Below are 11,165 nucleotides of genomic sequence, written 5' to 3' on the forward strand. Positions count from 1 at the left end.
GTGACATCTGCGGGTGAACGACTGCTTTCCGCACCCGCTGGAGCTTCGCTGATGCGTACGGCTAGGTGAGGCGGTCGTAGGCGGCTTCGACTGGCGCCTTGAGCGCGATGGCCAAGGCGGGCGGGAATACCGGTAGTTCCAGAAACCGCGCCACGCCGCCGGCCCGCCCCACCGTCGCCAACGTCTCGGCCAGCGGATCGACAATCGCCACGCCGGCCCGCGCCTGCCGCTCGATGAACCTCATCCAGCCGGCGAGTGGGCGGCACAGGCGTTCGACCGGTCGGCCGGCCAACAGGGCGTCATGAGCCGTCGCCAGCAGCCGAATCGGCAGCTTCTGCGAGCCGTCCCAGGCGATCTGGCTGAGCCTGTGGCGGATGGCCCGGTTGCGGAAGCGTTTCAGGATGGCGTCGATGTAGGGACCCTGGTCGCCTGGCAGGGTGGGGGCGATGTCCTGGCGCATCAGGGTTTCGATGAAGCCGGCGAGGTCCGGGTCGGCCATGGCCTCGGCGACCGTCTCGTGGCCGCGCAGCAGGCCCAGATAGGCGAGGCTGGAATGGGCTCCGTTGAGCAGCCGCAGCTTGGCCTGCTCGAAGGCGGCGACGTCGGGGGTCAGGGTGACGCCGACACTGGCCAGGTCGGGGCCTCCGGACGGCAGGATGTCCTCGACCACCCACTGGGTGAAGGCTTCGCGCTGGATGGGCCAGGCGTCTTCCAGGCCGGTCGCCTCCAGGACGCGGGCCTTGAGGGCCTGGTCGGTGGCGGGGGTGATGCTGTCGACCATCGAGCAGGGGAAGACCACCTCGCCGGCGATCCAGGCGGCGAGGTCCGGGTCGCGGCTGGCGGCGAGGGCGATGACGGCGGCGCGCAGCCTGTGTCCGTTGTCTGGGAGATTGTCGCACGACAGCACGGCGAGGGGTTCGAAGCCCGCCTCGCGCCGGCGCCTCAGACCTTCGACCAGCCAACGGATCGCGCTGGCGGGCAGGTCGGGGTGGCCCAGGTCCAGCGTACCGTCGGGTTTGAGGCAGTAGCCCTTCTCCGTGATGGTCAGGGTCACCAGCTTGAGCTCGGGCGCGGCAAGACGGACGGGGTCGGGCGCGACCAGCCGCTCGCGATGGGCGCCGATGACGCGGAAGGCCGTCTGCTCGTCCAGGGTGGCCAGGGTGTAGAGGCCATCCTGCGGGTCCAGCGCCCGCTTGAGGTCGCCGCTGCGCAGGGAAACGGCGCTGATCGCCCACCTCGGGTCATGGGCCAGCAGGCGGTCGAAATAGTCGGCCTGGTGGGCGCGGTGGAAGGCGCCGGGGCCGATGTGCAGGACGCCGATGCTTGTCGCCTCGCGATCATAGGCCAGGGGCGGGGCGGTGGCCGCGTTCAGCCTCACAGGGTGACGCCGGTCTTCCAGATGGCCATCTCGCGCTCGCCGTTCTGTTCGGCGCGGGTCGGCTGGCCCGAGGCGGTGGCCAGGACCAGGGCCATGAGGTCGTCGGCGGCCTGGTCCATCGTGCGGTCCTCGAGCACCACCCCGGCGTCGAAATCGATCCAGCGCGGTTTGCGGGCGGCCAGGTCGCTGTTGGTGGCGATCTTCAGGGTGGGGGCGGGGAAGCCGAGCGGCGTGCCCCGGCCGGTGGTGAACAGGATCACGGTCGCCCCCGCCGCCGCCAGGGCGGTGGAGGAGACGGCGTCGTTGCCGGGGGCTTCGAGCAGGGCCAGGCCGGGGCCGTGGGTGCGCTCGCCATAGGCCAGCACCTGTGCCAGCGGGGCGTGGCCCGCCTTCTGCACCGCGCCCAGCGACTTTTCCTCCAGGGTGGTGACGCCGCCGGCGATGTTGCCGGGCGAGGGGTTTTCCGAGACCGGCTCGCCGTGGTCGATGAAGTAGCGCTTGAAGCCATTGACGAGGCTGACCGTCGCCTCGAACACCGCCGGGCTGGTGGCGCGGGCCATCAGCAGGCGCTCAGCCCCGAACACCTCGGGGATTTCGGTGAGGATGGACGTGCCGCCGCCGTCCGAGACCTTGTCGGCTATGCGGCCGACCAGGGGGTTGGCGGTCAGGCCGGAAAAGCCGTCCGAGCCGCCGCATTTGAGGCCGATGACCAGGTCGGAGACGGGGCAGGGGACGCGGCTGTCCCGCTCGGCGATCTCGACCAGGGCCTCGACGGCGGCGAGGCCGGCCTCGATCTCGTCTTCCTCACCCTGGGCCGTAAAAGACCGCAGCCGGCTGGGGTCGATGCCCGGGGCGGCGGCCAGCAGGGCGTCCAGTTGGTTGGACTCGCAGCCCAGACCGACGATCAGCACCCCGCCGGCATTGGGGTGCGAGGCCAGGGCGCCCAGCAGCTTGCGGGTGTGGCCCAGGTCGTCGCCCAGCTGCGAGCAGCCGAAGGGATGGGTGAAGGCGTGCACGCCCTCGACCCGGCCGGCGAACTGCCGGTTCGCCGCCTCGGCGATGCGGCGGACGGTGTGGGCGACGCATCCAACGGTGCAGAGGATCCAGATCTCGTTGCGCGTCCCGACCCGGCCGTCGGTGCGGCGGTAGCCCATGAAGCCTGGAGCCGGTGTCGCCGTAACTGGCGCGGGGAAGGTGGCCGGCGCTGCGTAGCCCTCCTCGCCGCCGAGGGCCGTGGCGAGGTTATGGCTGTGGACGTGCGAGCCGGCAGCGATGGCGGTGGTGGCCTTGCCGATCGGGTGGCCGTATTTGCGCACCGCCTGGCCGGTGGGGAGGTCGCGGAGGGCGATCTTGTGGCCCTTGGGGATGGCGTCCAGCGCGGTCAGGTCGTCCACCGTCTCGCCCACCGCGATGTCGCGCAGGGCGACGGCCACGTCGTCGGCGGGGTCGATGCGGAGCAGGGCGCGGGCCATGGCGCTCAGGGATGATCCCGCCGGACACCGGTGTCAACGACCCAGCCGCCCACCGGTGGCGCGCCAGGGCGACGCAGGCTAAGAGGGTGAGGACATGACCGAACGCACGCCTCCGCAAGACGACGAGCCGCAGGCCGAAACCGGTTTCGGCCGCCGCCGCCCGACCATCAACGACATCGCCCGCCTGGCCGGGGTCTCCAAGAAGACCGTCTCGCGGGTCATCAACGCCTCGCCCTTCGTGCAGCAGGAAACCCGCGACCGCATCCAGCAGGTCATCGCCGAGACGGGGTATGTGCCCGACCCCCAGGCCCGGGGGCTGGCCTTCCGCCGCTCGTTCCTGATCGGCCTAGTCTACGACAATCCCAACCCCCAGTACGTCGTGAACATGCAGCTGGGTCTGCTGGACGGCATGCGCGGTTCGGGCTTCGAGCTGGTGGTGCATCCCTGCGAGCGTTCGAGTCCCTCGTTCCTGGCCGACATCCGCGCCTTCGTCGAACGCCAGAAGCTGTTCGGCGTGGTGCTGACCCCGTCGGTCTCGGAGGACGAACGGGTCGCCTCGCTGCTGGAAGAGATCGGTTGCGAATACGTCCGTGTCGCCTCGGTGTCGCTGGACAGCCCCGCCCATATGATCGTGACCCAGGACCGGGTCGGCGGGGTGCAGGCGGCGGACTACCTGGTCAGCCTCGGCCACCGCCGCATGGCCCACATCAGTGGCCCGGCGACCTTCCGCTCCTCGCACGAGCGGCGCGGCGGGTTCGAGGACGGGCTGGCGGGCCATGGGCTGAAGCTGGAGGACGGCTACAGCCGGGAAGGCGCCTACACCTTCGAGTCGGGGATCGAGATCGGCGGCCAACTGCTGGCCCTCTCGCCCAAGCCGACCGCCATCTTCGCCGGCAATGACGAGATGGCCGCGGGCGTGCTGCATGCCGCGCGGCAGGCGGGGCTGCGGGTGCCCGAGGACCTGACCGTGGTCGGGTTCGACGACTTCCAGATCGCCTCGCGGGTCTGGCCGGCGCTGACGACCGTGCGGGCGCCGACGCGAGAGATCGGGCGGCTGGCCGGGGAGCGCATCCTGGGCAAGGAAGACGCCAAGGCCAATCCGGAGGATCGGGCGCCCAAGCTGGTGGTGCGGGATTCGTCGGGGCCGGCGCCGCAAACCTAGCCGCTACACGGCTTTGGAAATCGAGTTGCCTCGCCTCATGACACCGGTTACCTAGTCGCCCATGCCCCGCCCGCTGCGCCAGCATCCGGACCGACTTTTCCCCGCCGAGCCGAATGCCCGGGCGGCGGCGCGGGAGCTTTATGCGAGCGTCAAAGCCCTGCCGATCCTCAGCCCGCACGGTCACACCGACCCGGCCTGGTTCGCGACCAACGAGGCCTTCGCCGACCCGACCGACCTGCTGCTGGCCCCGGATCACTATCTCTACCGGATGCTCTACAGCCAGGGTGTGTCGCTCGAGCGCCTGCGGGTTCCGGCCCATGGCGGCGTGGCGATGGGTGATCCGCGCGAGGCCTGGCGCACGCTCGCCGGCCATATGTATCTGTTCCGGGGCACGCCCTCGGCCCTGTGGCTGACCCACGTCTTCACCGAGGTGTTCGGCCTCGACGTCGCCCTGAGCGGCGAGACCGCCGACCTCTACTACGACACCATCGCCCAGGCCCTCGCCACTGACGCCTTCCGCCCCCGCGCCCTGTTCGAGCGGTTCAATATCGAGGTGCTGGCCACCACCGAGAGCCCGGCCGACAGTCTCAATCACCATCACGCCATCCGTGACAGCGGCTGGAAGGGCAGAGTGATCACCGCCTATCGCCCCGACCCGGTGATCGACGCCGAGCATGAGGCCTTCGGGGCTTCGCTGGAGCGGTTCGCCGAGCTGACCGGGCAGGATGTCTATGACTGGGCCGGCTATCTGGAGGCCCACCGCATCCGCCGCGCCGCCTTCGCCGAGGCGGGGGCGACCTCGACCGACCATGGCCATCCCACCGCCGCCACGGCCGACCTGTCGCCGACCGACGCCGAGGCGCTGTTCCGGGACCTGATCGCCGGCGACGTGACGCCCGAGAAGGCCGAGCTATTCCGCGCCCAGATGCTGACCGAGATGGCGGCGATGAGCCTGGACGACGGGCTGGTGATGCAGATCCATCCCGGCTCGTTCCGCAACCACAATCGCCTGCTGTTCGAGGGCTATGGCCGCGATAAGGGCGCCGATATCCCGACGCGGACCGACTATGTCAGTGCGCTCAAGCCCCTGCTGGACCGGTTCGGCAACGACCCGCGGCTGTCGGTCATCGTCTTCACACTCGACGAGACCTCATACGCCCGCGAGCTGGCCCCGCTGGCCGGCCATTATCCGTGCCTGAAGCTGGGCCCCGCCTGGTGGTTCCACGACAGCCCCGAGGGCATGCGACGCTTCCGCGAGCAGACCACCGAGACGGCAGGCTTCTACAACACCGTCGGTTTCAACGACGATACCCGGGCCTTCCTCTCCATCCCGGCCCGCCACGATGTGGCCCGGCGGGTGGACTGCGCCTTCTTAGGGAAGCTCGTCGCCGAGCATCGCCTGGATATCGATGAGGCAGGCGAAGTCGCCGCCGACCTGGCCTACAACCTGCCCAAGCGGGCCTACAAACTCTAAGAAGAAACGAGGGAGCGTCCGATGTTCGAAAAGACCCTGCAGGCCACCCATCCGGACATGATGGACGGCGCCAGCAACGACCAGCTGCGCGACCGCTACCTGATCCAGAACCTGTTCGTTCCCGGCAAGGTCAGCCTGACCTACAGCCACAACGAGCGCTTCGTCATCGGCGGCGCGGCGCCCACGACCGGGCCGGTCAAGCTGCCCGATCAGACCGAGCCGGCCTCGGCGGCGGGCCGTCCGTTTCTGGAGCGGCGCGAGGTCGGGATCATCAATGTCGGCGGGGCCGGCAAGGTGACCGTTGACGGGACAGCCTATGACCTGGCCCCGCGCGACGGCCTCTATGTCGGCATGGGCGCCAAGGATGTGACGTTCGAGAGCAGCGACCCCGCCGCCCCGGCCAAGTTCTATTTGGCCTCGACCCCGGCCCATGCGGCCTATCCGGTCCAGAAGATCTCCATCGCCACCGCCAACCCGCTGCAGCGCGGGGCGCTTGAGACCTCCAACCAGCGGACCATCTACCAGTATGTCATTCCGGGGATCTGCCAGTCGGCGCAGCTCTTGCTCGGCCTGACCATCCTGGAGACCGGCAGCGTCTGGAACACCATGCCGCCCCACCTGCATGACCGCCGCTCGGAGGTGTATTTCTATTTCGGGCTGGAGGGGGACCAGCGGGTCTTCCACTTCATGGGCGAGCCGGACAGCGCCCGCCACATCGTCGTCGCCAACGAGGAGGCGGTGGTCAGCCCGCCCTGGTCGATCCATATGGGATCGGGGACGCAGAACTACGCGTTCATCTGGGCGATGGGCGGGGAGAACCTCGACTACACCGACATGAACGTCCTCGACATCTGTCAGCTGAAATAGGCGCCGGCATGTTCGATCTGAGCGGCAAGACGGCGCTGGTCACCGGCGCCAACACCGGCCTTGGCCAGGCGATCGCGCAGGCGCTGGCGGGCGCTGGGGCCGACATCGTGGCCGTCGGCCGCTCGGCGCCCGCCGACACGGAAGCGGCTGTGCGCGCGGCGGGCAGAAGCTTCCTGTTTCTGGAGGCCGACCTAACCTCTCAGGCCGGTTTCGCCGAAATCGTCAGCCGCTGTGAGAAAGAGGTTGGCGCACCCGACATCCTGGTCAACAACGCTGGGACCATCCGGCGCGCTGACGCCGTGGATTTCTCCGAGGCGGACTGGGACGAGGTGATGAACGTCAACCTCAAGAGCGCCTTCTTCCTCACGCAAGCCGTGGGCCGCGGCATGATCGCGCGCGGGGCCGGTAAGGTGATCAACATCGCCTCGATGCTGTCCTTCCAGGGCGGCATTCGCGTCGCCAGTTACACCGCCTCCAAGAGCGGCATTGCAGGCCTCACCAAGCTGCTGGCCAACGAGTGGGCGGGCAAGGGCGTCAACGTCAACGCCATCGCCCCCGGCTATTTCTCGACCAACAACACCGAGGCCCTGCGCAACGACGAGACCCGCAGCCGGGACATCCTGGCCCGCATCCCGGCCGGGCGCTGGGGCAAGCCGTCGGACCTGGGCGGGGCGGCGGTGTTCCTGGCGGCGCCGGCCAGCGACTATGTGCATGGCGCGATTATTCCTGTGGATGGGGGATGGCTGGCCCGCTGAGCGTCCAGGACCCGCAGGCCGACACCGGCGCGGTCAGTCGCGACGTCCGGAAGAATGTCGCCTTTCTCGATGGCCTGCTGATCGAGGCCATTCGCTATCTCGACGGCGATGACGCCGCCCACCTGATCGACTCGGCCCGCCGGGCGGCGGCCGAGGGCGGCTCGGCCCCGCACCTGGACTTCCTGTTCAGCGCCCTGACGCCGGACGAGGCCATGCTGCTGGCCAGGGCCTTCGCCTGCCATTCGCTGCTGGCCAATATCGGCGAGGAGGTGGCCGGCCGCCGGCGTCTCTCCGAGGCCGACCATCAGCAGACCCTGGCGGGGGCCGCCGAGGCGCTGGGCCTGTCGAAGGCCAGGATCCGCAAATCCGTCGAGGCGCTGTCGGTGACCCCGGTGCTGACCGCCCACCCGACCGAGGTCCGCCGCCGGGCCCTGGTCGAGCGGGAGACCGAGATCACCCGGCTGATGGCCCTGCGACGCCATGCGCTGGAGCCCGAGCTCGATCGCCGCAGCCGCGAGGCGCTATTCCGAGAGGCGGCGCTGCTGTGGCGCACCCGCCTGCACCGGCCCGAGAAGATCACCGTCAAGGACGAGATCCGCAACGCCCTCTCCATCGTCCGCACCTCCATCCTGCCGGCCCTCAACAGCCTCTATGCCGAATGGGGCCAGGCCTTCGGGACGGCGCCCCAGGCCATGACCCTGGGCAGCTGGTTGGGCGGCGACCGCGATGGCCATCCGGGCGTAGACGGCGACACCCTGCGCCTGGCCTTCGCCTCCCAGGCCCGCATTGTGCTGGACCATTATGCCGGCGAGGTGCGCCGGCTGTGGTCGGACCTGGCCGTCTCCTCGGCCTATGCCGGGGTCTCCGAAGCGGTCGAGGCCCTGGCCGCCGCCTCCGGCGAAGCCTCGGCCCACCGCGCCGACGAGCCCTATCGCCAGGCCTTCGAGTTCATCTTCGACCGCCTCTGCGCCAGCGCCCAGGTGCTGGCCGGCGGGCCGGTGGCCTATGCGCTGGGGCCGTCCGACGCGCCGCCCTATGGCCTGCCGTCCGAGTTTGTCGCCGACCTGGAGGTGATCCGGGAGTCGCTGGAACAGAATGGCGGATCACGGCTGGTCGGCGAGCAGCTGACCACCCTGATCGCGGTCGCCAAGGCCTGCGGCTTCCACCTGCTGGCCCTGGACCTGCGCCAGAACGCCGACGTGCACGAGCGGCTGATCGCCGAACTGCTGACCCGTTCGGGCAGCGATATCGACTACCTGGCCCTGGACGAGGCCGCCCGCCAGGGTCTGCTGCTGGCCGAGATGGCCCACCAGCGCCTGCTGCGCTCGCCCTTCATCGCCTATTCCGAGGAGACGGCGAAGGAACTGCGGACCCTGGAGGCGGCGGCCGAGGCGGTGCGGCTCTATGGTCCGCAGGCCATCGGCGCCTATGTCGTCTCCAAGTCTGCCACCCTGTCGGACATCCTCGAGCCGCTGGTGCTGCTCAAGCAGGTCGGACTGGTCTGGGGCGGCGCCGAACCCCGCGCCGCCGTCCGCGTCTCGCCGCTGTTCGAGACGATTGGCGACCTGGAAGAGGGGCCTGCCGTGCTGCGGTCCTGGCTGGAACTGCCCCTGGCCCGCTCGCTGCTTGGCAAGGCGCCCGTGCAGGAGGTCATGGTCGGCTATTCCGACTCCAACAAGGACGGCGGCTATGTCGCCTCGCGCCGGGGCGTGGCCCGGGCCGCGACGGCGCTGGCGGCGGAGTGCGAGCGGCTGGGCGTGGGCCTGCGCCTGTTCCACGGCCGGGGCGGTTCGGTCGGCCGGGGAGGGGGACCGGCCGCCGAGGCCGTGCTGGCCCAGCCGCCGGGCACGGTGCAGGGGCGCCTCAGGATGACCGAGCAGGGCGAGATGATCGCCCGCCGCTATGGCGACCAGGCCACGGCCCGCCGCAATCTCGACAGCCTGGCCGCCGCCGTGCTGACCGCCAGCCAGACCCATCTGGGCGATGACGACCCCAAGGTGGCGGCGCGGCTGGACGAGCTGGCCGCCGCCTCGTTCCACGCCTATCGGGGCCTGGTCTATGACGAGCCCGGCTTCGAGACCTTCTTCTGGCAGGCCACGCCCATCGCCGAGATCGCCCAGCTCAACATCGGCAGCCGCCCGGCCTCGCGCACCGCCAGCCGCAAGATCGAGGACCTGCGGGCCATCCCCTGGGTGTTCAGCTGGAGCCAGGCGCGGTTCATGCTGCCGGGCTGGTACGGTTTCGCCGGCGGGGCGACCCGGATCGGGCTGGAGGGCGCCGAGTTGGCCGACCTCGCCGCCGGCAACGAGCTGTTCGCGGCCCTGCTTTCCAACATGGAACTGGCCCTGGCCCAGGCCGACCTGACCCTGGCCGGACGCTACGTGGCCTTGGCCGAGGACCGCGCCGGGAGCGACCGGCTGTTCGACATCATCCACCGCGAATACGACGCCGCCGTCGCCTTGGCTTTAGCGGCGCGGGGCGGGACGAAGCTGCTGGACGATCAGCCCAGCCTGTTGGAGTCGGTGGCCCTGGCCGCCCGCACGGTCGAGCCGCTCAACCACCTGCAGCTCGAACTGCTGACCCGCCGCCGGGCCGGCGATGAGGCCGAGGCCACGCGCCTGGCCATCCAGCTGACCGTGGCGGGTATCGCCGCGGGGCTTCGGAATACCGGCTAGACCAGGCTGTTCAGATAGGCCTCGAGGTGGGTGTAGCCATCGCCGTCGCGGTCAGTGGCGCCGTCGGCGGGATTGGTCGGGTTCAGGCCGTGGGCCTTCTCCCAGGCGTCGGGCATGCCGTCGCCATCGCTGTCCTTGGGCGCGGGGCCGCTCGCCAGCACCGGCCAGCCGCCGACCTGGGCCTGGGTGTCGATCAGTCGGCCAGTGCGGGCCTTCACGCCGGTCAGGATGCGCAGGTCCACGCTGTCCCGCCGCAGCGAAACGCCGGCCAGGCTCATGACCCGGTCATAGGCGATGCGCGCGGTGTCCGTCGGCATCTCCGGATCGACCACCGGGCCGGCCGAGCGGTAGCCGGCGGGCGGCTCGCAGGTCACCAGGCTCCAGGGATCGGCGGGGATGATGCCGTTCATGGCGTTGCCCTGGAAGAAGGCGCGGGCCGCCTGGCTGTGTTCGCAGAAGGCAAGGGCGCCGGGGGAGTCTGGGCCTTGGACGTACCAGTTGCCGACGAAATTGTAGGCGGCGGCGGTGTCCTTGTCGGCGTTGTAGCCCGAAGTCTCGCCGCCCCAGTTGTAGAAGACATTGTTGCGGAAATCGATCAGCGGGCCGAGCGGATCGACGCTGACGGGGTTGTAGTTGCCGGGCCGGGGCATGCGGTTGACGTGGCTGGCCCAGAGGTTGTGGTGGAAGCTGATCTTCGCCCCATAGCCGCCGCGGATCAGGCTGCCATAGCCATGCCGGCCCTTGGCGTGGACCGAACGGTTCAGGGATTCGGCGATCACCGACCACTGCACCGTCACGTCATAGAAGCCGTCCTCAGGCGGCGCATAGCGGCTGCCCAGAGACAGGGTCTCGTCGACCGACCAACTGGCCGAGAGGTGGTCCAGCACGATCCGCCGGCCGCTGGTCACGGTGATGGCGTCGTCCTGAATCTTCGACTCATCGCCCAGCCGCGAGCGGATGTAGCGGATCACCACATCGTCGGCGGCGATGACCAGCGGCTGGTCGCGCAGGGTGATCCCTTCGCCCGGCGCGGTCTGGCCGGCGATGGTGATACGGGGATGCTTGATCTTCAGCGGGGTCTTCAGCCGGATCGTGCCGGCGATATCGAACACCACCGTGCGCGGCCCCCTGGCCTCGACGGCGTCGCGCAGGCTGCCAGGGCCGGCGTCCTCCAGGTTGGTCACGTGAAAGACCTGGCCGCCGCGTCCGCCCAGCGACCAGCGGCCGAAGCCCTCGGCGCCCGGGAAGGCGGGGACCGGGCCCGGTTGCGCCCTCGACGCTCCGGTCGCGGCCAGGGTCAGTGAGAGGACGATCAGCGCCCTGACGATCCCCCCGATAATCCTTGGGCCCATCTGTAATTCCCTTCGCGAGCGCGCCTTGAG

General features: G+C 70.0%; 8 protein-coding genes. 5 read left to right on the forward strand and 3 right to left on the reverse strand.

All coding sequences use genetic code 11. The features are described from left to right. Window positions 1-61 precede the first annotated feature (61 nt). Together QO010_RS00390 and QO010_RS00395 are read right to left on the reverse strand one after the other, a co-directional pair. A complete protein-coding gene (locus QO010_RS00390) occupies window positions 62-1,378 on the reverse strand; it encodes a mannitol dehydrogenase family protein (protein WP_307344549.1) in 1,317 nt (438 codons plus the stop codon). Further along, a complete protein-coding gene (locus QO010_RS00395) occupies window positions 1,375-2,850 on the reverse strand; it encodes a UxaA family hydrolase (RefSeq protein WP_307344551.1) in 1,476 nt (491 codons plus the stop codon). Before QO010_RS00395 ends, QO010_RS00390 begins: the two co-directional genes overlap by 4 nt. A 94-nt stretch (window positions 2,851-2,944) precedes the next feature. Between QO010_RS00395 and QO010_RS00400 the strand changes: the two genes are divergently transcribed. The 5 genes from QO010_RS00400 (at window position 2,945) to ppc (ending at window position 9,783) form a co-directional block, all read left to right on the forward strand. Then, window positions 2,945-4,012 (forward strand): LacI family DNA-binding transcriptional regulator, encoded by a 1,068-nt coding sequence (locus tag QO010_RS00400; RefSeq protein ID WP_307344553.1) that lies wholly within the window; start codon window positions 2,945-2,947, stop codon window positions 4,010-4,012. Window positions 4,013-4,073: 61 nt separating this feature from the next. Next, a complete protein-coding gene (uxaC, locus tag QO010_RS00405; protein ID WP_307344555.1) occupies window positions 4,074-5,486 on the forward strand; it encodes a glucuronate isomerase in 1,413 nt (470 codons plus the stop codon). A 21-nt stretch (window positions 5,487-5,507) separates the two neighbouring features. Next, window positions 5,508-6,353 carry a 5-dehydro-4-deoxy-D-glucuronate isomerase gene (gene kduI / locus QO010_RS00410; protein WP_307344557.1) on the forward strand — a complete coding sequence of 282 codons (846 nt, stop codon included), beginning with the start codon at window positions 5,508-5,510 and terminating at the stop codon, window positions 6,351-6,353. 8 nt (window positions 6,354-6,361) lie between these two features. Further along, on the forward strand, window positions 6,362-7,108 hold the full coding sequence (kduD, locus tag QO010_RS00415; RefSeq protein WP_307344559.1) for a 2-dehydro-3-deoxy-D-gluconate 5-dehydrogenase KduD: 747 nt from the start codon (window positions 6,362-6,364) through the stop codon (window positions 7,106-7,108). Further along, entirely contained in the window at window positions 7,093-9,783 is a 2,691-nt protein-coding gene (gene ppc, locus QO010_RS00420; protein WP_307344561.1) for a phosphoenolpyruvate carboxylase, read from the forward strand. Before kduD ends, ppc begins: the two co-directional genes overlap by 16 nt. Here the strand turns inward: ppc and QO010_RS00425 are convergent. Beyond that, window positions 9,780-11,135: a pectate lyase gene (locus QO010_RS00425; protein WP_307344563.1), complete on the reverse strand. Its 1,356-nt coding sequence runs from the start codon at window positions 11,133-11,135 to the stop codon at window positions 9,780-9,782. The genes ppc and QO010_RS00425 overlap by 4 nt on opposite strands. Between the last annotated feature and the right edge of the window lie 30 nt (window positions 11,136-11,165).

This window comes from Caulobacter ginsengisoli (assembly GCF_030814835.1).
Classification (GTDB): Bacteria; Pseudomonadota; Alphaproteobacteria; order Caulobacterales; family Caulobacteraceae; genus Caulobacter; species Caulobacter ginsengisoli.

Coding starts and splice junctions, on each gene's coding strand:
- QO010_RS00395 (WP_307344551.1), bottom strand. CDS start 2,850: ATGGCCCGCGCCCTGCTCCGCATCGACCCCGCCGACGACGTGGCCGTC.
- QO010_RS00400 (WP_307344553.1), top strand. CDS start 2,945: ATGACCGAACGCACGCCTCCGCAAGACGACGAGCCGCAGGCCGAAACC.
- uxaC (WP_307344555.1), top strand. CDS start 4,074: ATGCCCCGCCCGCTGCGCCAGCATCCGGACCGACTTTTCCCCGCCGAG.
- kduI (WP_307344557.1), top strand. CDS start 5,508: ATGTTCGAAAAGACCCTGCAGGCCACCCATCCGGACATGATGGACGGC.
- kduD (WP_307344559.1), top strand. CDS start 6,362: ATGTTCGATCTGAGCGGCAAGACGGCGCTGGTCACCGGCGCCAACACC.
- ppc (WP_307344561.1), top strand. CDS start 7,093: ATGGCTGGCCCGCTGAGCGTCCAGGACCCGCAGGCCGACACCGGCGCG.
- QO010_RS00425 (WP_307344563.1), bottom strand. CDS start 11,135: ATGGGCCCAAGGATTATCGGGGGGATCGTCAGGGCGCTGATCGTCCTC.